At 67.4% G+C, this 20,934-nt stretch carries 22 protein-coding genes; 12 read left to right on the top strand and 10 right to left on the bottom strand.

Annotation, left to right across the window (positions count from 1 at the left end):
• Nucleotides 1-10: 10 nt before the first annotated feature.
• The 3 genes from Q9R39_RS15210 (at nucleotide 11) to dmpG (ending at nucleotide 2,861) form a co-directional block, all read left to right on the top strand.
• Nucleotides 11-799 carry a 2-keto-4-pentenoate hydratase gene (locus tag Q9R39_RS15210; protein WP_159370110.1) on the top strand — a complete coding sequence of 263 codons (789 nt, stop codon included), beginning with the start codon at nucleotides 11-13 and terminating at the stop codon, nucleotides 797-799.
• A 65-nt stretch (nucleotides 800-864) separates the two neighbouring features.
• Nucleotides 865-1,770, top strand: a complete 906-nt coding sequence (locus Q9R39_RS15205) for an acetaldehyde dehydrogenase (acetylating) (protein ID WP_277244215.1) — start codon at nucleotides 865-867, stop codon at nucleotides 1,768-1,770.
• On the top strand, nucleotides 1,767-2,861 hold the full coding sequence (gene dmpG / locus Q9R39_RS15200) for a 4-hydroxy-2-oxovalerate aldolase (RefSeq protein WP_277244214.1): 1,095 nt from the start codon (nucleotides 1,767-1,769) through the stop codon (nucleotides 2,859-2,861). Before Q9R39_RS15205 ends, dmpG begins: the two co-directional genes overlap by 4 nt.
• A gap of 35 nt (nucleotides 2,862-2,896) precedes the next feature.
• On the opposite strand, the gene Q9R39_RS15195 is transcribed toward dmpG, so the two are convergent.
• Nucleotides 2,897-3,814, bottom strand: coding sequence for a LysR family transcriptional regulator (locus Q9R39_RS15195; RefSeq protein ID WP_277244213.1), 918 nt, complete (start codon nucleotides 3,812-3,814; stop codon nucleotides 2,897-2,899).
• Nucleotides 3,815-3,916: 102 nt separating this feature from the next.
• On the opposite strand from Q9R39_RS15195, the gene Q9R39_RS15190 reads away from it, so the two are divergent.
• Nucleotides 3,917-5,065, top strand: coding sequence for a TDT family transporter (locus tag Q9R39_RS15190; protein ID WP_311277717.1), 1,149 nt, complete (start codon nucleotides 3,917-3,919; stop codon nucleotides 5,063-5,065).
• A gap of 97 nt (nucleotides 5,066-5,162) precedes the next feature.
• Here Q9R39_RS15190 and Q9R39_RS15185 read toward each other — a convergent pair whose 3' ends face one another.
• Entirely contained in the window at nucleotides 5,163-5,408 is a 246-nt protein-coding gene (locus Q9R39_RS15185; protein WP_311277716.1) for a hypothetical protein, read from the bottom strand.
• A 176-nt stretch (nucleotides 5,409-5,584) separates the two neighbouring features.
• Nucleotides 5,585-6,379: a VOC family protein gene (locus Q9R39_RS15180; protein WP_311277715.1), complete on the bottom strand. Its 795-nt coding sequence runs from the start codon at nucleotides 6,377-6,379 to the stop codon at nucleotides 5,585-5,587.
• A gap of 155 nt (nucleotides 6,380-6,534) precedes the next feature.
• On the opposite strand from Q9R39_RS15180, the gene Q9R39_RS15175 reads away from it, so the two are divergent.
• The gene (locus tag Q9R39_RS15175; RefSeq protein ID WP_311277714.1) at nucleotides 6,535-7,104 is read left to right on the top strand and encodes a hypothetical protein; all 570 of its coding nucleotides are present in this window, start codon (nucleotides 6,535-6,537) and stop codon (nucleotides 7,102-7,104) included.
• On the opposite strand, the gene Q9R39_RS15170 is transcribed toward Q9R39_RS15175, so the two are convergent.
• The 3 genes from Q9R39_RS15170 to Q9R39_RS15160 all read right to left on the bottom strand — a co-directional run bounded on the left by Q9R39_RS15170 (nucleotide 7,079) and on the right by Q9R39_RS15160 (nucleotide 9,392).
• Nucleotides 7,079-7,606, bottom strand: coding sequence for an NlpC/P60 family protein (locus tag Q9R39_RS15170; protein ID WP_311277713.1), 528 nt, complete (start codon nucleotides 7,604-7,606; stop codon nucleotides 7,079-7,081). The two genes, Q9R39_RS15175 and Q9R39_RS15170, sit on opposite strands and share 26 nt — an antisense overlap.
• 123 nt (nucleotides 7,607-7,729) lie before the next feature.
• Nucleotides 7,730-8,128 (bottom strand): hypothetical protein, encoded by a 399-nt coding sequence (locus Q9R39_RS15165; RefSeq protein WP_065629138.1) that lies wholly within the window; start codon nucleotides 8,126-8,128, stop codon nucleotides 7,730-7,732.
• Between the two features lie 25 nt (nucleotides 8,129-8,153).
• Nucleotides 8,154-9,392: a Rieske 2Fe-2S domain-containing protein gene (locus Q9R39_RS15160; protein ID WP_311277712.1), complete on the bottom strand. Its 1,239-nt coding sequence runs from the start codon at nucleotides 9,390-9,392 to the stop codon at nucleotides 8,154-8,156.
• A 225-nt stretch (nucleotides 9,393-9,617) separates the two neighbouring features.
• Between Q9R39_RS15160 and hsaA the strand changes: the two genes are divergently transcribed.
• From hsaA to Q9R39_RS15125, 7 genes are all read left to right on the top strand, one after another.
• Nucleotides 9,618-10,802 carry a 3-hydroxy-9,10-secoandrosta-1,3,5(10)-triene-9,17-dione monooxygenase oxygenase subunit gene (gene hsaA, locus Q9R39_RS15155; protein ID WP_078111642.1) on the top strand — a complete coding sequence of 395 codons (1,185 nt, stop codon included), beginning with the start codon at nucleotides 9,618-9,620 and terminating at the stop codon, nucleotides 10,800-10,802.
• 61 nt (nucleotides 10,803-10,863) lie between these two features.
• Complete coding sequence (gene hsaC / locus Q9R39_RS15150) at nucleotides 10,864-11,775, top strand: iron-dependent extradiol dioxygenase HsaC (protein WP_058251167.1); 912 nt, start codon at nucleotides 10,864-10,866, stop codon at nucleotides 11,773-11,775.
• Between the two features lie 16 nt (nucleotides 11,776-11,791).
• The gene (hsaB, locus tag Q9R39_RS15145; protein ID WP_058251400.1) at nucleotides 11,792-12,391 is read left to right on the top strand and encodes a 3-hydroxy-9,10-secoandrosta-1,3,5(10)-triene-9,17-dione monooxygenase reductase subunit; all 600 of its coding nucleotides are present in this window, start codon (nucleotides 11,792-11,794) and stop codon (nucleotides 12,389-12,391) included.
• Nucleotides 12,388-13,632, top strand: a complete 1,245-nt coding sequence (locus tag Q9R39_RS15140) for a hypothetical protein (protein WP_078111641.1) — start codon at nucleotides 12,388-12,390, stop codon at nucleotides 13,630-13,632. Before hsaB ends, Q9R39_RS15140 begins: the two co-directional genes overlap by 4 nt.
• Entirely contained in the window at nucleotides 13,629-14,420 is a 792-nt protein-coding gene (locus Q9R39_RS15135) for an SDR family oxidoreductase (RefSeq protein WP_078111640.1), read from the top strand. Before Q9R39_RS15140 ends, Q9R39_RS15135 begins: the two co-directional genes overlap by 4 nt.
• Nucleotides 14,413-15,555 carry a sulfotransferase gene (locus Q9R39_RS15130; protein WP_078111639.1) on the top strand — a complete coding sequence of 381 codons (1,143 nt, stop codon included), beginning with the start codon at nucleotides 14,413-14,415 and terminating at the stop codon, nucleotides 15,553-15,555. Before Q9R39_RS15135 ends, Q9R39_RS15130 begins: the two co-directional genes overlap by 8 nt.
• A 38-nt stretch (nucleotides 15,556-15,593) precedes the next feature.
• Complete coding sequence (locus Q9R39_RS15125) at nucleotides 15,594-16,223, top strand: TMEM175 family protein (RefSeq protein ID WP_068969863.1); 630 nt, start codon at nucleotides 15,594-15,596, stop codon at nucleotides 16,221-16,223.
• 6 nt (nucleotides 16,224-16,229) lie between these two features.
• Here the strand turns inward: Q9R39_RS15125 and Q9R39_RS15120 are convergent, their stop codons facing one another.
• The 4 genes from Q9R39_RS15120 to Q9R39_RS15105 are packed head-to-tail and all read right to left on the bottom strand — an operon-like array spanning nucleotide 16,230 to nucleotide 20,398.
• Nucleotides 16,230-17,336, bottom strand: a complete 1,107-nt coding sequence (locus Q9R39_RS15120; RefSeq protein ID WP_311277711.1) for an acyl-CoA dehydrogenase family protein — start codon at nucleotides 17,334-17,336, stop codon at nucleotides 16,230-16,232.
• A complete protein-coding gene (locus Q9R39_RS15115) occupies nucleotides 17,333-18,301 on the bottom strand; it encodes an acyl-CoA dehydrogenase family protein (protein ID WP_311277762.1) in 969 nt (322 codons plus the stop codon). Before Q9R39_RS15115 ends, Q9R39_RS15120 begins: the two co-directional genes overlap by 4 nt.
• Nucleotides 18,302-18,306: 5 nt before the next feature.
• Nucleotides 18,307-19,473: an acyl-CoA dehydrogenase family protein gene (locus Q9R39_RS15110; RefSeq protein ID WP_239400093.1), complete on the bottom strand. Its 1,167-nt coding sequence runs from the start codon at nucleotides 19,471-19,473 to the stop codon at nucleotides 18,307-18,309.
• Between the two features lies 1 nt (nucleotide 19,474).
• Entirely contained in the window at nucleotides 19,475-20,398 is a 924-nt protein-coding gene (locus tag Q9R39_RS15105) for an enoyl-CoA hydratase (protein WP_065629146.1), read from the bottom strand.
• Between the last annotated feature and the right edge of the window lie 536 nt (nucleotides 20,399-20,934).

Genomic DNA, 20,934 nt, shown 5'->3' with positions numbered 1-20,934 from the left:
TGAGGGCACGATGACGGTTGAGCAGGGGATTCGCGAGCAGATCGCAGCCGATCTGGCGCGGGCGGAGGCGTCGGCGGTCGCGATCGACCGGCCCACCGACGCCCACCCCGACCTCGATGTGGTGGACGCGTACGAGATCCAGCTGATCAACATCCGCAAGCGGCTCGATGCCGGGGCGAAGGTCGCCGGCCACAAGGTCGGCCTGGCCTCCGAGGCCATGCAGAAGATGATGGGCGTCGACGAACCGGATTACGGCCATCTGCTCGACGAGATGCAGTACTTCGAGCACACCCCGATCGATGCCGAGAAGCTCTGCTTCCCGCGCGTCGAGGTCGAGATCGGCTTCATCCTGGGCGAGGACCTGCCGGGCGAGGGCTGCACCAACGAGGATGTCATCGACGCGGTGGCCTGGGTGGTGCCCTCGATCGAGTTGATCGACTCCCGGATCAAGGACTGGAAGATCACGCTCTGCGACACGATCGCCGACAACGCGTCGTCGTGTGGCTGGATTCTCGGTCAGCAACGCGTCCCGATCTCTGAGATCGACACCGGTGACATCGAGGCGACGCTGACGCGCAACGGCGAGATCGTCGCGAAGGGCAACTCGTCTGCGGTACTGGGGCATCCGCTGAATGCCGTGAGTTGGCTCGCGCGCAAGGTCGAGGGCTTCGGGGTGCGTCTGCGCAAAGGTGACGTCATCCTCCCGGGCACCGCGACGCGGGCGATCGACATCTCGTCGGGTGATCACTTCGTGGCCGATTTCGCCGGTCTGGGCAGCGTCACCCTCGACTTCACCTGACCCGACGTGTCCCTCGATTCCACCGAGTCCTGAACAACTTTCACACCGAGCAAGAGGAGGAACCCGTGGCAGCCAAGCTGACCGCAGCGATCATCGGGTCGGGCAACATCGGCACCGACCTGATGTACAAGCTGGAGCGCTCCGAGGTGATCGAGCCGCGCTGGATGGTCGGCATCGATGCCGCCTCCGAGGGTATGAAGCGTGCGGCCGATCATGGCCTCATCACGATGAGTGGTGGTGCCGACGAACTGCTGGCGTCGTCGGAGCGTCCGGATCTGATCTTCGAGGCGACCTCGGCGTACGTGCACCGCGAGTACGCGCCGAAGTATGAGGAGGCGGGCATCATTGCCGTCGACCTCACCCCGGCTGCCGTAGGCCCCGCGGTGGTGCCCCCGGCCAATCTCCGCGAGCATCTCGATGCACCGAACACCAATATGATCACGTGCGGTGGTCAGGCGACCATCCCGATGGTGCACGCGGTGAGTTCGGTTGTGCCGGTGCCGTATGCCGAGATCGTCGCATCGGTGGCCTCGGTGTCGGCCGGGCCGGGCACCCGGGCGAACATCGACGAGTTCACCGCGACGACCTCGGCGGGAGTGGAGACGATCGGCGGCGCGCAGCGCGGCAAGGCGATCATCATCCTCAATCCGGCCGATCCGCCGATGATCATGCGCGACACCATCTTCTGCGCAATTCCCGCGGACGCGGACACCGACGCGATCGCCGAGTCGATTCACCGGCGGGAGAAAGAGATCCAGGCCTACGTGCCGGGATACCGGTTGCTGCAGGACCCCCAGTTCGACCCGCCGAGCGTCCTGAACGGCGGACACGCCCGGGTGTCGATCTTCGTCGAGGTCGAGGGTGCGGGGGACTTCCTGCCGCCGTACGCCGGGAATCTGGACATCATGACCGCTGCCGCCACGAAGGTCGGCGAAGAGATCGCGAAAACCAAGTTGGGAGTCCCCGCATGAGCACCAATGTGGTTCTGACACCGCGTGACCCGAAGCTGATGGCGAACGCGCGCAAGTACTCCGACGCCCTCGACATCCGCATCACGGACTCGTCGCTGCGTGACGGCAGCCACCACAAACGCCACCAGTTCACCGAGGACGAGGTTCGTGCGATCGTCGGCGCCCTCGACGAGGCCGGCGTGCCGGTCATCGAGGTGACCCACGGTGACGGCCTGGGCGGGTCGTCGTTCAACTACGGCTTCTCCAAAACCCCTGAGCAGCAGCTGATCAAAGCCGCCGCCGAAACAGCAAAGCGCGCGAAGATCGCCTTCCTGATGCTGCCGGGGCTGGGCACCAAGGACGACATCCGCGCGGCGCAGGACAACGGCGGTCAGATCTGCCGCATCGCGACGCACTGCACGGAGGCCGATGTCTCGATCCAGCATTTCGGACTCGCGCGCGATCTCGGCCTGGAGACCGTCGGGTTCCTGATGATGAGCCACAGCCAACCTCCGGAGGTCATCGCCAAGCAGGCCCGCATCATGGCCGATGCCGGGTGTCAGTGTGTGTACGTCGTTGACTCCGCCGGTGCGCTGGTCCTCGAGGACGTGACCGTTCGGGTGGAGGCCCTGGTTGCCGAACTCGGCGACGACGCGCAGGTCGGGTTCCACGGGCACGAGAACCTCGACATCGCGGTTGCCAACTCGGTCAACGCGATCCGCGCGGGCGCCCAACAGATCGACGGTTCGATCCGCCGTTTCGGGGCGGGCGCCGGCAATACGCCCACCGAGGCCTTCGTGGGCGTGTGCGACAAGCTCGGCATCACCACCGGCGTCGACTTCATGAAGATCGCCGACGCCGCACAGGATGTCGTCCGACCGGCGATGCCGTCGGAGTGCCTCGTCGACCGCTCCGCGATGATGATGGGATACGCCGGTTGCTACAGCTCGTTCCTCAAGCACGCCGAGGGCCACGCCGAACGCTACGGCGTCTCGGCGGCGGAGATCCTCCTCGAGGCGGGTAGCCGCAAACTGGTCGGCGGCCAGGAGGACCAGCTCATCGACATCGCGCTCGAGCTCAAGAAGAAGCAGGACGCGAACGCCGGGGTCTGAGCAGCGGACTGTCTGGGGCCGTCGCTGGTTGCCGCTCAGCTCCGGCTGATGTGCGCGAGAAAGTCGCGCGCGGCGCCGGCGCCGGGTTGCGGACCGGACAACCAGACCGCGCGGAGCGGCCGAGCCAGGTCGAGGTCGGCGATCGGGATGTGGGCCAGCCGGTGGCCGAGGTCGTCGGCCACCGAGAGGTCACTGAGGACCGCCGGGCCGGCGCCGGCGATCACCGCTGCCCGCACCGACGCCGTCGTGGACAGTTCCAGGACGGGTGGCGCGGCCTCTCGTCCGGGGCCGAGGGACCTGGTCAGGGCGCGCTCGAGGAACTCCCGGGTGCCCGAGCCCTCCTCACGCGTCACCAGTGGAGTGCGGGCGAGATCGGCGGCCGTGACCGGCCGCCGCAACCGCGTCCACGGATGACCCGGTGGTACGACGAGGATCAGCTCGTCGCGCGCGACGGTCCGGCTGCGCAGACCGGTCTGGACGCGTGACCCCTCCACGAAGCCGAGTTCGACGTCGCCGGCACGGACCAGGTCGTACACGTGATCGGAGTTGGTCGCGGTGAACGACACCTTGGGAGCAGGATGATGCTGTGCGGCAAACGAGACGAGCCAGCGCGGCAGGAGGTGCTCGGCGACGGTGAGGCTGGCGGCAAGGCGCAGCTGATCACGTCGTTCGAGGCGTAGGGCGGCCAGTCCGGCGTCGAATTCGCCGGCCAACGTCAGCAGGCGGTCGGCCCATTCGGCGACGAGCCGCCCGGACTGCGTCGGCACCGAACCGCGCGGAGTGCGCGTCAGCAGAGCGACGCCGAGTTGCGTTTCCATCGCGCGGATGCGCGCCGACACCGCTTGCTGGGTGATGCCGAGCTGGGTCGCGGCGGCGTTGAGGCTGCCCGTGCCGACCACCGCCTGCAGGGTCTCGAGGGACGCGAGGTCGGGCATCCGCGGACTCAGCACCATCGCTCGAGGGTACAAGCGCCGGTGGTGCCCGGGATACAAACGGCGATTGTACCCTGTCAACGTTTCGGGTTCTACCGGCGTCGTGGGTTTCGCGGGAACGTGATGGACATGACCACGACCACTGGCTCCGCCGGACTCGCAGCACCGGACCTCGGGACCGCAACAGCCCGCGCGGTGGGGCGGCGTCGCGCCTCCTACGTGCCGCCCAACTGGTTCGCCGCGGTGATGGGCACGGGGATCATTGCGATCGCCGCGCACAGCCTGCCCTGGCAGCCCACGGGTCTGGCTGAGGTGGCAACCGTTTTCTGGCTGTTGGCCTGCGCGGTGTTCGGCGTCGTGCTGGTCGCCACGGTCCGGCACTGGGTCCGCGACCCGGAGGTCGCCCGCGGTCATCACGCCCACCGCGTCGTCGCCCACTTCTACGGGGCGGTGCCGATGGCAATCATGACGGTCGGGACCAGCACGATGGTCGTCGGAGCGACGGTGATCGGCCGGGATCTGGCGTTGGGGATCGACCTCGTGTGCTGGGTCGTCGGCACGATCGGCGGGGTCGTCACCACGGTGGTCATCCCGTACCGGCATCTCATCGTCGGGCGCACGTCGGTCGGCGACGCGTTCGGCGGCTGGCTGATGCCGGTCGTCCCCCCGATGGTCTCGGCGTCGGCGGCCGCGGTGCTGACCGCGCAACTGCCCGCGGGTTGGGCATCGCATGTGGTGATGGGGATCGGTTGCGCGATGTTCATGCTGGCCGCACTCGCCTCGCTCCCCATCATGAGGCTGTTGGCGTCGCGGTTGCGCACCGGTGACGTCGGCGCCGCGCACATGGTTCCCACCTGGTGGATCGTCCTCGGACCGCTCGGCCAATCGGTCACTGCGGCGTGCCTGCTGGGCCACGTCGCACCCCATGTCGTCGACGCACCCATGGCTGAGACCCTGCATTCGTTCGCGGTCGGTTATGGCCTCGCCGTCTGGGTGGCGGCGACCCTCTGGATCGGTGTGGCTGCTCGGCTCACCGCGCGGACCCTGAGGTCGGGGATGCCGTTCGCGATGACCTGGTGGGCGTTCACCTTCCCCCTCGGCACCTACGTCACGGGTTCGAGTGCGCTGGCCCTCACCGTAGGCGGGACGGTCTTCGAGGTCGTGGCCGTCGCCGGGTTCGCAGTCCTCGTGGTGGCATGGAGCGTGGTGGCGGTTCGCACGATTCGCGGGGTCGTCACCGGCGAACTCCTCCGGGCACCCGGGGTGCGGTGAGTAGTCCCACCCGCACACCCACCCCTTTTCCGTGAACCCACCGCCTTCGGACCGGGTGGGTTCACGGAAAAGGGGTGGGTTTGTCGGAAGGGCGGGGCTACGGAGTCCCCGTGGTAGCGGGTTGCGGAGTGTGCGTGGGTCCCGTCTGCACCGGTGCCTCATGCATCCGGTCCACGACGATCATGCCCTCGAGGAACTTGCCTGCGGAGGCCAGGAGCCAGATCCGCTTCTGCATGGCGGTCATCGCGCCTGCGGTGGCGGGTGTGCCGTCCCGCCAGGTGGGGACCTCGTCGAGGTAGCTCTGCACGGAGCCGGGAGGGACGGCCGAATCGTGTGCCGACATGCGAATCCTGTTCTACGCCGACGAGTTCCACGCGATATGACGGTGAATCGTGTCTGTGGAAGTCGGACGCTACAGGGTGCCGTCGGCCATCGCGTTGCGGCGGGATGAACGTTCGACGCCGCCGATGACGTGCGCGGTAGGACTCGGTGCGCACCGAGCCCTACCGCGGCCGCACCTCACATGCCGGCGGGCGGATGTCCCAGACAGATCAGGGCGCCCATCGGATCCTTGATCGCGGCCAGCGTCCCGTACGGGGTGTCCTCGCCGGCCATGAGGATCTCCGCGCCCAGCGATTCGGCCTGCTTCACCGTGGCCGCGACATCGTCGACGGTGATGTAGACCTGCCAGAACGACGGCACCCCGGCCGGGAAGAGCTTGACCGAGTCCATGATCCCCGCGTACGACGCCTCGCCGTAGAAGATCTGGCCGTAGCTGTCGGGCCCGACGGCGTCCGGGTCGCCACCGGTGCCGACCTCCTCGATGCGCGCGCCGAGCACGGTCCGGTAGAACTCGACGGACTTGGGGTAGTCCATGCTCTGACACTCGAACCAGTAGGGCGTGCCGTGCTCGCCGAACTCGGTGTACCCCTTGTGATTCTTCGGTTGCCAGAACCCGATCGCCGCCCCCGCGGTGTCGAAGGCCATCAACATCGTGCCCTCCTCGCCGATGGCCATCGGCGGCACCATGATCGAGCCCCCGGCCGACTCGACGGCCTTCACCGTGGCGTCGGCATCCTCGGTGTGGAGGTACACCGTCCAGATGTCGGGCGGCCCGGCGCCTTCCATCACCGGACTGAGACCGGCCACCCGCTTGCCGTTCTTGTGGAAGTTCCGATAACCGCCCATCTCCTCGTCGGGGGCCTCGGCCTCCCAGCCGAAGATCGCGCCGTAGAACTCCTCGGCCCTTGCGGTGTCACTGCTCATCAGGTCGAACCAGATCGGTGCCCCGGAGGGGGCTGCATACTCGGCCATTGCTGGGTCCTCTCTCTTGCTCCGCGGAAATCAATGGACAGCTGCCTGTCGACACCCTTCTGACTGCCAGGGTCGCGCAAACTCATCGGTCGCGGACCGCGTTGTCGGCGAGTCGACTCATATCCACCGGTATCGAGCCATGGCACCCTGGTCGGATGACGACGCATCCGGTGACCGTCGAACGACTTCGCGGCCTGGCGTGGCCCGTGATGCTGGCGGGTGGGCTGCTATTGGTGCTGTTCGCGCAGGTGCAGTGGGGCAGTACCGATGAGGGCGTGGAGCCGTCGATCACCGGGTTGGGACGCGTCACGATCCTGGGCGCCAGCGACGACGATGTCGCGTTCTTCTTCGAGGACAACACCGGCCGCCCGGGCCTGAGCGTGGTGGTGCTCGGTGCCGTGATCGCGGTGGTCGCCGCCCTCGGCTGGTGGCGCCCACGCCTGCGCCCGTCCGCCATCGGCCTGATCGGGCTGGCGTCGGTCATCGTGCTCGTCGTCGGCCTCCGCACGCTGAGCGACCCCGCCGCGCATCTGTTCTCCGACCGCGTGTCCGAGGCGCTCGACGCCGACCTCCCCGACATGCAGGCGGGTTACGGACTGATCGGGACCGTCGTGGTCGCGATCCTGCTCCTGGTCGTCGTCGGATTCTGGGCGCTGAGCACCGCGTGGCCGCGTGCGGGTGCCGCCGACCGAGTCGAGATCAACCGAACCGACGAATCGTCTTGATGTAGCCCATGTCCTTCAGCTTCGTGAATCCGATGGGGACGCCGTTGGGGCCGTAGGCGTTGAACACCCGACCGGCGCCCGCGTAGATGCCGACGTGCCCGGCGTCGCGACCGAAGATGATGATGTCGCCCGGTGCGAGGGCGCGGAACGGGATCGCGTGTCCGACCTTCGCCTGTTGCTGGCTGGTCCGGGGGAGGTGGACGCCGGTCGTGTAGAACGCCCACCGCACCAGCCCGGAGCAGTCCCACGAATGCGGGCCGACGCCGGCCCACTTGTACGGCTTGCCGATCTGGGTGATCGCCGCCCCGAGCGCGTTGAGGCCGACGGTGGTCGGGATCGGCAGATAGATCGGGACCGAACCGGAGGAATCCGACGACCCCGCGGCCGCGGCGTGACCGGTGTCGAGGAGTGGGGAGCCGGCAAGGGGAACACCGACCGACAACGCGGCAGTGAGTGCGATGGTGCAGGTCACGCGCCTGGCGCGCGTCATCGAAACGGACATGACGACAGCTTGGCCGAGGCGGGACGGCGTGTCGTCGGTCGTTCCCCAGGTGTGACGAACGTGTGACCGGTGTGATGCCTGGGGCTTGTGTTATCTAATGGTGCTTAGGTTTCGGTTAACCGATCACCAATAGCCGTCGGGATCGGTGGCGGGCGACTCGGCCGGGATGATGCCCTCGGTGACCCCGTGGTCGATGCTCGCCGACAGCCGGGCGCACGTCGGCATCATCGCTCCGGGTAGCAGCGGGCCGTTCCCGTCGTCGCCGCCGGCGCGCATCTGCTCGAGGCCGAGGCAGCGGTCCCGGGCGTCGGCGTTCCACTGCACGCTGGTGTGGAACGAACTGGTCTTCTTCACCAGCACACAGGCGTGGCATGCCCGGCACTCGATCTCGCGCATCCCGCCCTGCAGGTAGTGCTCGCGGTCGCGGCGGGTGGCCTCGTGAACCCGGGCGAGCCGGTCCGGATCGTTCTGGAAGTCGGGCGCCTTCGCCCAACGGTCGGAACCCCCGGGAGCCCCTGCCATCCGAACCCCTGCCGCCCGGGTCACGTCAGACCTCGGCCTTCTCCGTGGTCTCCGACGCCGTGGATTCCGCAGCCTTCTCGGCCTCCTGGCGGCGCAGGTTCTCCTGGATCTCCTCGTTCCAGCTCTCGAGGGCCTTGGAGGTGTCGATCTCGTACTCGAACCGGCCGGTCATCTCGTCGGTGACGTCGGCCTTGTCGACGTAGAACTGGTCGTACCAGCGGCGGAGCTGGTAGACCGGGCCGTCCTCCTCGACGAGGAGTGGATTGTCGATGCGGGTCTTGTTCTTCCAGATCTCGACGTCCTGAAGGAAGCCCACCTCGACGCCGGCGCTGATCTTGGTGGCCATCTTCGACGCCTGTTCGGCGGTCAGGCCGTCGGGGACCTTGGCCATCACGCCGTACATCAGGACGAAGGAGTTCTCGTCGATCGGGTAGTGGCAGTTGGTGAGGATGGTCTCGACCGCGTAGCCGCCGTAGTACTGGATCATCGGGTTCAACATGTACGACGGGCCGTAATACGCTGCGATCGATTCGAGGCGGCTGTCGCCGTAATTGGTGCCGAGGGTGACGTCGGGCCGGCCGTGCGAATTCATGTACTGCGCGGCGATCTCACCCTCGAAGACGTTCTTGAAGTAATCCGGAAGAGCGAAATGCACGTAGTAGAAGTGCGCCATGTCGACGACGTTGTCGATGATCTCGCGACAGTTGGAGCCCTCGATGACGATGCGGTTCCAGGTCCAGGGCGTCCACTCGTCGGACCCGAATTCCTCGAGTTCGGGGATGATGCACTCATCCGGGGGCGGATTGCCTTCGGGATCGTTGTAGACGAAGATCTGGCCGTTGCGGACCATCGACGGCCACGAGCGCGTCTTGGCGAGCTTCGGGTTGCGCTTGGCGTAGGGCACGCCGGCGCACCGTCCGTTGCCCTTCCACAGCCAGCCGTGGAACGGGCACGCGACGTTGTCGCCCGAGAGCTTGCCCTGGGAGAGGTCGCCGCCCATGTGCCGGCAGAACGCGTCGAGCACGTTCACCTCGCCCTTGGTGTCGACCCAGACCACCAGCTTGGTGCCGAAGATCGTGACGGAGTGGGGCTTGCCGTCGTCGAACTCCTCGTGCAGGCCGAGGCAGTGCCAACCGCGCGCGAAGCGGGTGGGCGGCGCACCCGTGTCGATCTCCCGGATACCCACATCGGCCCCGTCGGAGGCGGCGGCTGCGCTCGGCGCGCCGGGGCTGCTCGGGGTCATCGTCTCGGGTCCTGAAGACATGTGCCCTCTCCTGTCTGTGGCTGGTGTCGCGTCGAAGAACTGTACCCAATACTAGAACACGTTTCAGATTTGTCAGCCCGATCGTCGTCCCGAACGCCGATCGGGCCTGTACATGGGCATAAAGTCCCAGTCCTCGACAGAAATGAGAACGTGTTCTAATCTCGAACTCGATGGGTACAGCGGCCGGCTCGTCCGGCCGAGGAGAGACGAGTAGGAGCAGGCGAGATGCCAGCACAACGGAGCGAAGCCGCCGAGCAGGTCCTGGAGAAGATCAACGTCCTGCTCCCGGAACTCGAGCAGCGTGCGCAGTCGACCGAGGATCTGCGTCGAATCCCCGACGAGACCGTCTCGAGCCTCGAGACCGCCGGCTTCTTCCGGCTGTTGCAGCCCGAGCAGTGGGGTGGCTACCAGGTCGACCCGGTCACCTTCTACGAAGCGGTCCGCCGGATCGCGTCGGCCTGCGGGTCCACCGGCTGGGTGTCGGGCATCATCGGCGTCCACAACTGGCACCTCGCCCTCTTCGACCAGCAGGCGCAGGAAGACGTGTGGGGTTCGGACACCAATGTCCGGATCTCGTCGTCGTACGCGCCGATGGGCATGGGTGAGGTCATCGACGGCGGCTACAAGGTCAACGGTTCGTGGGCGTGGTCGTCGGGTTGCGAGACTGCTGACTGGGTCTTTGTCGGGGGTCCGGTCATCAAGAACGGCAAGCCCGTCGACTTCGTCAGCTTCCTGATCCCGCGTGAGGACTACACGATCAAGGACGTGTGGAACGTCGTCGGTCTGCGCGGCACCGGGTCCAACACCATCGAGGTCAAGGACGTGTTCGTGCCCCGGCACCGCATGCTCAGCATGCGCACGATGTCGATGGGGCAGAGCCCGGGCCTGGAGCGCAACACCGCGCCGGTCTACAAGATGCCCTGGGGCACCATCCATCCCAGCACCATCGCGACGCCGATCGTCGGCATGGCCTACGGCGCCTACCGCGCCCACGTCGAGCACCAGGGCAAGCGGGTCCGGGCCGCCTACGCGGGCGAGAAGGCCAAGGAGGATCCGTTCGCCAAGGTCCGGATCGCCGAGGCCGCCAGTGACATCGACGCCGCGTGGCGCCAGCTGTCGGGCAACCTGCAGGCCGAGTACGACCTCATCCTCGCCGGCGAGGAGGTCCCGATGGAACTGCGGCTGTCCGCTCGACGCGACCAGGTGCGTGCGACCGGACGTGCGATCGCCGCGATCGACCGACTCTTCGAGAACTCGGGCGCCCACGCGCTCGAGAACGGGACACCGATCCAGCGCTTCTGGCGCGACGCCCACGCCGGCCGCGTGCACGCCGCGAACGACCCCGAGCGCGCCTACGTCGCATTCGGCAACGGCGAGTTCGGGATTCCCATCGGCGACACGATGGTGTGACCCTTCGTGACGCTCGCAAGCTCGCTCCTCAGGGAGCAGGGACAAGACAGGATTGATCGAGATGAGTGACAGTCCGATTCGCTCGTTGGGGTACATGAGGATCGAGGCCACCGACATCGAGGCGTGGCGCACCTACGGCCTCAAGGTCCTCGGCATGATCGAGGGCTCTGGTCTCACCGACGGTGCCCTGTATCTCCGGATGGACGATTTCCCGGCCCGTCTGGTCATCGTGCCGTCCGAGCACGACCGGCTCGCCTGCGCGGGCTGGGAGGTCGCGAACGCCGCTGAGTTGCAGGATGTCCGGGATCGGCTGTCGCGTGCGGGTGTGGTCTTCCGTGAGGGCAAGGACGAGGAGGTCGCCGACCGTCGGGTCGCCGAGATGATCGTCTTCGACGACCCGGCGGACAACACCCTGGAGGTCTTTCACGGCGCCGCGCTGGAGCACCGGCGCGTCGTCAGCCCGTACGGGCATCGCTTCGTCACCGAGGAGCAGGGTCTGGGCCACGTGGTGCTCACCTGCTCCGACGACAAGGCGGCGCTCGAATTCTACCGGGACGTCCTGGGATTCAAGCTCCGTGACTCGATGCGCCTCCCGCCGCAGGTGGTCGGCCGCGAAGAGGGCGACGAGGTGCCGTGGCTGCGTTTCCTCGGCTGCAACCCCCGGCACCACTCGTTGGCGTTCCTGCCGATCCCGAACAGCACCGGCATCGTCCACCTGATGGTGGAGGTGGAGAACGCCGACGACGTCGGCCTGTGCCTCGACCGCGCGCTGCGCAAGAAGGTGCCGATGTCGGCGACCCTCGGCCGACACGTCAACGACCTCATGCTGTCCTTCTACATGAAGACACCCGGCGGCTTCGACATCGAATTCGGTTGTGAGGGACGCACGGTGAAGGACGACGAATGGATCGCCCGCGAGAGCACGGCAGTGAGTCTGTGGGGGCATGACTTCAGCGTCGGGTTCAAGGGCTGAGATGCCCTTGTCCGAGATGCCCTCCGGCGCCGCGACCCAGCAGTCCACGCGTTCGCCCTACGGGTCCGCCGATTTCGACTCCCGTCAGTTCCGAACGGCGATGGGCCAGTTCTGTACCGGGGTCACCGTCATCACGACCCTCGACGACGCGGGTAAGCCGGTCGGGTTCGCGTGCCAGTCGTTCGCCGCGTTGTCGCTCGATCCGCCGCTGGTCCTCTTCTGTCCGATGAAGACCTCCCGGAGCTGGAAGGTCATCGAGAAGACGGGCAAGTTCTGTGTGAACGTCCTGTCGAACCGCCAGCAGGACGTCAGCGCCGCCTTCGGCGCCCCCGGCGACGACAAGTTCGCGAACGTCATCTGGGACCCGTCACCGGCCGGTCTCCCCGTCATCCGGCACAGCCTGACCTGGGTCGAATGCGACGTCGAGACCGTCACCGACGGCGGTGACCATCACATCGTCATCGGCCGCGCACTGACTCTCGGAGAAGTGCTGCAGGACAAGCCGTTGCTGTTCTACCGTGGCGGCTACCTGTCGACCGAACACCCGCGGGTCACGCCCGCACAGGCAGAGTTGGAAAATTTCCTCACATGGACGGGCGGGGACACCTGGCTATGACCGTCGACGACGCGACGAGTACCGAGACAGCGACGACCGAGACATCGTCAACCGAAACAACGAGTGGCGCACCGCTGGTCACGCAGCCCCTCCTCGACGCGATCGCGGAGGCCGAGAAGCTGGTCGCATCGGCCGATTTCGCCGAGACCGACCAAGATCTCGCCGAAGGCTACGACTACCTCGCGGGGAGTATCGCCGCCATCGTCCAACTGGTGCGCGCCCGGTCCATCTCCCACCCGAACTTCGTGACGTCCACCGGGCCGTCGACGAAGATGGGCCTGGACAATCCGGACACGCTCTATTATCACGCCGACGTCGAACCCACCGGGACATACCGGGTACGCGGGCGGCGCGGTACCACAACCGATCTCAGCTTCCAGGTCCTGCGCGGCGACTACACGGCCTCGTCGGTACCGGGCGGCGAGGATGCGTTCGACGACCGGCGGCTGACGATCGCCGACGACGGGTCGTTCGAGCTGACCTTCGGCCCACCCATCCCGGATGCGCCGGACGACTACTTCCCGCTCGGCGAGGGCGCGTCGATGCTCGCGGTGCGCGAGGTCTACTCCGACTGGTCCGAACGCAAGGGGTCGATCACCATCGAACGGGTCGACACCATCGGGACCGCGCCGCCGGAGCCGGACCTGGCCCGGGTGTCCCGCCGGTACGCGACGGCCGGCAAGATGCTGACGGCTCGCATCAACACCTGGTTCAACTTCCCGAAGTGGTTCTACCTCGACGAGCCGGTCAACACGTTCACCGAACCGCGGCAGACCCCGGGCGGCCTCAGCACGCAGTTCTCCTCCGTCGGACACTTCCGGTTGGGGCCCGACGAGGCGATGGTGATCACCATTCCGCGGTCCGACGCCCCGTACCAGGGATTCCAGCTCGGCAGCATGTGGTACATCTCGCTGGACTACGTCAACCACCAGACCAGCCTGAACTCCGCTCAGGCGCAGGTGGATCCGGACGGCATGATCCGCATGGTGGTGTCGCATCGTGATCCGGGCGTCGCGAACTGGATCGAGACGACGGGACGGTCGAAGGGCATCCTGCAGTTCCGCTGGCAGCGCAGTGATTCGCCGATCGGCCCGGACCTGGGCCCGACCGCACAGGTCGTCGCTTTCGACGAAGTCGCCGACCATCTGCCGCACCTCGAGCACAACAGGATCGACGCCGACGGCTGGGCGGAGCGGATCGCGGCGCGTCAGCGAGGGTTCGCCGAGAGGATGCTGGGATGAGCGCACAGGGGGGTCTGCTCGCGGACAAGGTCGTCGTGGTCTCGGGTGTCGGTCCGGGACTCGGGCGGTCGATCTGTCTGCGCGCGGCCGCGGAGGGGGCGCGGGTTGTCCTCGCCGCCCGTACGGAATCAAGGCTGAAGGAGGTCGCCGCCGAGATCGACGCCGCCGGCGGGACCAGCCTCGTCGTCCCGGCCGACATCACCGACGACGCCGCCGTCGAGAACCTGGTGGCCACCACCGTCGCCGAGTTCGGCCGGGCCGATGTACTGGTCAACAACGCCTTCGCCCTCCCGTCGATGAAACCGTTGTCCCGCACCGACTTCGATCAGATCGCGAGCAGCATCGACGTCACCGTGCTGGGCACGTTGCGGGTGATCCGCGCGTTCACCGACGCGCTGGGCGAGTCCGACGGCTCGATCGTGAACATCAACTCCATGGTCATCCGGCACTCCGAACCCCGTTACGGCAGTTACAAGATCGCGAAGTCGGCGCTGCTGGCGATGTCGCAGTCGCTGGCCTCCGAACTCGGCGACAAGGGGATTCGCATCAACTCGGTCGCACCGGGTTACATCTGGGACGACCAGCTGAAGTGGTACTTCGGCGAGGTCGCCAAGAAATACGGGATCTCACCCGACGACGTCTACGAGCAGACGGCGTCGAAGTCCGACCTCAAGCGATTGCCGGAGCCGGACGAGATCGCCGACGCCGTCGTGTTCCTCGCCTCGCCGATGGCGCGCGCCATCACCGGGCACACCCTGGACGTGAATTGCGGTGAATACCATGACTAGTGCGGCACGCACTGACGTCGGCACGATCGAAGACCTGCATTCCTCGGCCACTCGCGCCACCGGCCTCGACGACTTCGGGGACACCGAGTACCTGGAGCCGTTGGGCATCCTGCTCGACTCCTACCGCTCCGAGGCGGGGCTGACCGAGATCGGCAGCAAGATGTTCCGCTTCTTCCTCAAGGGCGCGTTGGTCGCCCGGTTGCTCAGCGAGGCGTCGTGGAAGGCGAACCCGGGGTACGCCGACGTCGAGGTGACGCGGCCGATCTTCGTGACCGGCCTGCCGCGCACGGGAACGACTGCGCTGCACCGACTCCTGGCCGCCGATCCGGCGCACCAGGGCGTCGAGATGTGGCTCGCCGAGTTCCCGCAGCCCCGGCCGCCGCGCGACACCTGGTCCGACAACCCCGTCTACCAGCAGATCCAGGCCGGATTCGAGCAACATCACGTCGAGAATCCCGAGTTCATGGGGTTGCACTACATGGACGCCGGCGAGGTCGAGGAGTGCTGGCAGCTGCTCCGCCAGAGCGTCATGTCGATCTCGTACGAATCCCTCGCGCACATCCCGACCTACTCGAGGTGGCTCGCCCAACAGGACTGGACGCCGGCGTATCTCCGACACCGCAAGAACCTGCAGCTGATCGGGCTCAACGACCCCGGCAAGCGGTGGGTGCTCAAGAACCCCAGCCATCTGTTCGCGCTCGACGCGCTCATGGCGGCGTACCCGGATGCCCTGGTGATCCAGACGCACCGGCCGCCCAGCACTCTCATCGCGTCGATGTGCAGCTTGGCCGAACACGCCACCCCGGGATGGTCGACGACGTTCACCGGCGAGCAAGTGGGCCAGGACCAGCTCGAGCTGTGGTCACGCGGACTCCGTGAGTTCTCCACCGCACGGAAGCGGTACGACCCGGCCCAGTTCCTCGACATCGACTTCACCGATCTGCGCAACGACCCGATGGGCACCGTCGAGCGGGTGTACGCGGCGCTGGACACCCCGATGTCGGAGGACGCGCGTGCGGCGGTGACCGCGCTCGACGAGGAGAGCCGGTCGGGTGCGCGCAAACCGAAGCACCGGTACCAGCTCGCCGATTACGGACTCGACGAGGCAACGGTCGAGGCGGCCTTCGCCGTCTGACCCACAGGCCGCCCGTCGGTCGTTCTACAGTGCTTCGCATGGCAGAACCGGAGAACCGACAGTCGGCAGAGGGACTGAGCCGGCTCATCGCATTCGCCGACGCGGTGGTCGCGATCGCGCTGACCCTGCTGGTGCTCCCGCTCGTCGACATCGCGAACGACCTGCGCGAGGATTCGTCGGTCGCGGACGTGGTGTCCGACAACTCGATCGAACTGGTCAGCTTCATCATCAGTTTCGGCGTCATCTGGATTTTGTGGCGCCAGCACCATCAGACGATGGAGTACTTCCGCGCCTACGACCGCACGCTGATCAACCTCCACTTCATCTGGTTGCTCACGATCGTGGCGCTGCCCTTCGCGACGGCCCTCATCGACGGCGCCCACATCGAACAGGCCAACATCCTCTACATCGGTGTGCTGGCCGTCTCGGTCGGCTCGCTCATCGGGATCGCCGAATGGGGCCGTCGGCACCGGGAACTGCTCGCCGACGACGACGCCACCGACCGATGGGTTGCCTCGTCGAGCGGAGTCGCCACTTTCATCATCCTCGCGGTCGCACTGGGCGTCGCGATCGTGTTCCCGCGCAGCGGAAATCTGCCGCTGTTCCTACTGCTGCTGACCGACCCGGTCGAGCGGCTGCTCGCCCGGTGGCGGCCGCGGCGACACTGAGGTCGGTCAGCGCAGTGCGCGGGCCGCTTCGGTCACCGCGGTGTGCGGGGCACCGAACATCTGCGACGTGGCCTGTGCGCGTTTGAAATAGAGCTGGATGTCGTGCTCCCAGGTGATGCCGATGCCGCCGTGCAGCTGGATGGCCTCGCCCGCGACACGACGATAGGCATCGGAGCAGTACACGTGGGCGGCCAGCGCCAGATCGGCGGCATCCGGGTCGTCGGCGGCGAGGGCGGCCACGGCGGCGCGGGAGATCGACCGCGCCGTCTCGACCAGCACGTACATGTCGGCCATCCGATGCTTGAGGGCCTGGAACGAGCCGATGGTGCGCCCGAACTGCTTGCGGGACTTGGTGTAATCGACCGTGAGGTCGAGCGCTCGCTGCGCGCCCCCGACCTGCTCGGCGGACAGCAGGGCCCAGGCGAGCGCACGGAGCCGGGACGCGAGATCGTCCGGCGCGGGGATCGCCGCGGACGCCACCTCGTCGAAGCGCACCGAGGACAGCGCCCGGGTCGGGTCGAGGACGGGCATCGGCGACACCGAGACGCCGTCCGCATCGGCGGCCACCTCGTGCAGGGTCAGGTGTGTCCCGGGGCCGGCCGCGAGCACGAGGAGCACGTCGGCCGACTCGCCGTCGACGACGAAGTGGGCTGTCCCGGTGAGGAGTCCGGCGTCGGCACGCACACCGGGGGTCTGCCAGCCGCGTTCACCGGCCCAGCACACCGCCGCGGTCCGCTCGCCGGCGGCCAGGGCGGGCAGAAGTCGCGACGACGCGTCGTCGTCACCCGCGAGCAGGATCGTGCCGGTGGCGAGTGCGGAGCCGAGCGCGGGGACGGGACTCAGTGCGGCGCCCAGTTCTTCGAGCACCGCGGCCGACTCCATCCATGACGCCCCGGCACCGCCGAATCGCTCGGGGACAGCAAGCGCGGCGACCCCGATCTCGGTGCACAGCGTCTGCCACAGGGTCGAGTCGATGCGCCCGGGAGCGCACATGGCCGCGCGGACCGTGGTCGAATCGCCCCGGCGACGCAGGAGATCCCGCACCGTCTCGACGAGTGCCTCCCGTTCCTCCGCGCCGATGGCCGGGCTTTCGATGCCGGTACTGACGGTCACAGCGTCTCCAGGATGCGTTGGCGGTGTACGGCAGGGGAGCCCCAGGCGTTGAGCAGCGCCCGGGTCTTGGTGATGTACAGCGAGATGTCGTGCTCGGCGGTGTACCCGATCGCCCCCATCACCTGCAGCGAGCGGCGGGCCGACAGGTCGGCGGCCTCGGCGGCCGCGACCTTCGCCGCCGAGATGTCGCGCGAGACGTCGGTGCCCTCCGGCACCTGGCCGTCGACGCCGAGGGCGGCTGCGTGAACGAGGGGGCGGGCCATCTCGATGGCGATCGCCACGTCGGCGAGATGATGTTTGACGGCCTGGAACGACCCGATCGGTCGGCCGAACTGCTTGCGCGACTGCGCGTATTCCGAGGCGATGGACAGCATCGCCTGACCCAGGCCGAGCAGCTGAGCAGCCGTGGCCAGTGCGCCCGCGTCCGCGGCGTCGGACGCATCGACCCCGGTGGCCAGGACGTCGCCGGCGGTGACCCGCGACAACGTCCGGGTGCTGTCGATCGAGGGCTCGGTGCTCTGCACGGTGGCCCGCGAGAGCACTCCGTCCTCGACGAGGTAGACATCGGCGGCGGCGGTGTCGGCGGCCAACGGCTGGAGCGGTCCGATCGCGCAGGTCGCCAGCCGTCCCTCGGCGAGGTCGCTGAGCGGGCCCAACACGTCGGCGTCGTGCAGCAGGATCGGCAGCACGGCGACGCTCTCGACGATCGGGCCCGGGGCACAGTGGCGTCCGAGTTGCTCGACGGCGACGACCATCTCGACGGCCCCGGCGCTGCTGCCGCCGTGTGACTCGTCGATCAGGAGTCCGCTGATGCCCGCGTCGGCCAGCTGTGAGTAGACCTTGGCGACGGCCGCGCGGTCACCGGCCGCCCAGGCGCGCGTGGCGGTCGGCATGTCGGCCTTGCCCAGCATGGCGTCCACCGTCGAGGCGAGGTCGGTGTGGATGTCGGAGAGTCGGAAGTCCATGATGATCACCGATCTCCACGGGGAAGGCCGAGCAGGCGCTCGGCGATGACATTGCGTTGGATCTCGTTGGTACCCGCGTAGATCGGCCCGGACAACGAGAAGAGGTAGCCGTCGGTCCACCGGTCGTCGAGCTCGGCGGCCGGGCCCTGCAGGTCGAGGGCGGTCTCGTGGGCGGCGATGTCCCACTGCGACCAGAACACCTTGTTGATCGACGACTCCATGCCGAGCGAACCACCGGCCGCAAGACGACTCACCGTCTGATACGTGGACAGCTCGTAGGCTCGCGACCCGATCCACGCATCTGCCACGCGCGCATCGGTGTTCGCCGTCGACGGGACGTCGTCCCGGTTCGACCGCCACAGTTCGACGAGGCGGTCGGTGGTGGCCAGGAACCGGCCGGGTGCGCGCAGCGACAGCCCGCGTTCGTTGGCGGCGGTGCTCATCGCGACCCGCCACCCGTTGTCCACCTCGCCGATGACACCCGACTCGCCCGGATTCGACGGATCGTCGGGGACGAAGACGTTCTCCAAGAACAGCTCTGCGAACCCGGCCTCGCCGTCGAGCTGTGCGATCGGCCGGACGGTCACGCCCTCGCTGCGCAGGTCGAACATGAAGTAGGTGAGACCTTTGTGGCGCTGCGCCTGTTTGTCGGTGCGGAACAGGCCGAAGGCCCGATCGGCGAAACTCGACCGCGAACTCCAGGTCTTCTGACCGTTGAGCAGCCAGCCGCCGTCGGTGCGAACGGCGGTCGACCGCAGCGAGGCGAGGTCGCTCCCGGCCTCGGGTTCGCTCCACGCCTGACCCCAGATGTCGTCGGCGTTGGCCATCCGCGGCAGGATGCGTTCCAGCTGAGCAGGACTCGCGTGCTCGAACAGGGTGGGTGCGAGCAGGAAGATGCCGTTCTGGCTCACGCGTCCGGGAGCACCCGAACGGTAGTACTCCTCTTCGAAGATGACCCAGTGCAGCAGCGGGGCATCGCGGCCGCCGTATTCCTCCGGCCAGCTGACGACCGACATCCGGTCGGCGGCCATCGTCCGCTCCCATTCGCGGTGCGCCTCGAATCCCTCGGCGGTGTCCATCGACGGAAGCGGTTCGCGCGGAACATGATCGGCCAGCCAGGCGCGGACCTCGGCGCGGAAGGCGTCGGCGGCGTCGTCGAACAGCAGGTCCATGTCAGCTCCCCGATCCCGCGGCGGCGCCGGTCGACGCCGACGCCTTCATCGACTTCGCGTCCATCCCGCCGAGGGAGTCGCCACCCGCCTCGGAGTTCGCCGCGTGCGCGAAGTGGTGCCAGCCGAACACCGAATCCATCGAGTTGCGCAGTCCCATCTGGTCTTCGCAGATGTTGACGGCCTTCTTGCTCAGGAAGAGCCCCTGCATCGGCATGGCGACGGCCTTCTCGGCGATCTCGTTGACCTTGGTCTCGAGGGCGTCCCGGGGAACGACGTGGTTGACCATGCCCCAGTCGGCCGCCTGCGTCGCGGTGAAACGTTCACCGGTGAAGAGGATCTCCTTCGCCCGGCGCGGGCCGAGCACGAAGGCGTGGGCGAAGTACTCGACGCCGGGGATGCCCATGCGGGCGACCGGGTCCGAGAAGAACGCGTCATCGGAGGCGACGATGAAGTCGCAGATCCAGGCGAGCATGAGACCGCCGGCGATGCACGCGCCATGGACCTGGGCGATGAGGGGTTTGGGGATGTCGCGCCAGCGGCGGCACATCCCCATGTACACCTCCATCTCGCGGGCGAGACGCTGGTCGGCACCGGTCTTGTCGGTGTGGTCCCAGTGCAGGACGGCCGCGTTCTCGTAGTAGGTGTCGAAGTCGCGTTCGGGGGTGCCGATGTCGTGTCCGGCCGAGAAGTGCTTGCCGTTCGCCCGCAGCACGATCACCTTCACCGAGGCGTCGTCGACGGCCTTGCGGAACGCGGCGTCGAGCGAATAGGTCATCACCGAGTTCTGCGCGTTGCGGTACTCCGGGCGGTTCAGCGTCACATAGGCCACCGCGCCGTCGGGGCCGCCGGTCTCGTAGGCGACCGGTGAGGTATCCGGGCCCAGATCGTCGGGTCCGAGCGGAGGTGGGATGACGGCGTCACTCATGCCCCCGAGACTAACCTAGCAAGTGCTTGGTTGGTAGTCGGTGTGGGTGATCGCCGGGGTCAGAAGTGCGGTGTGGGGCGATAGGTGAGCTCCTGGATCCGGCCGTCGAGGAGGCGGCTGTCGTCGGCATCATCTCGGCGAACTCGCGAAACATGTTGGCGACGATCACCATTCGATGTTTCCTCTGCTGTTCAGCCCTAAAGAACTCCATAACCCCTGCTCCCTGAGGTGTGAGGAGCGCAAGCGACGAGCCACGAAGGGCGGGCGAGCATCGAACATGGCCCTTCGTGGCTCGCTTCACTCGCACCTCAGGGAGCATGAACAGAACGCTCTCGAGCGTTGTCTGCCGGTCACATGTCGGGGCAGCGCAAGTTCCGTCGAAGTGGCGCCGTTGTGTCGGCCTGCAGCGTTGCAGGTCTTGCGTGGACTACGAAAGAACACTCTTAAGCGTCCACATCTCTGCTCCCTGAGGTGCGAGCGAAGCGAGCCACGAAGGGCTCCGCAACCTGTCTCACCAGGCCCTTCGTGGCTCGTCG

Origin of the sequence: Gordonia sp. AC31 (assembly GCF_031844505.1) — a bacterium.
In the GTDB taxonomy this organism is placed as follows: Bacteria; Actinomycetota; Actinomycetes; order Mycobacteriales; family Mycobacteriaceae; genus Gordonia; species Gordonia hongkongensis.
The sequence above is the reverse complement of the archived record's forward strand: the minus strand, read 5'-3'. Positions and strand labels throughout refer to the sequence as shown.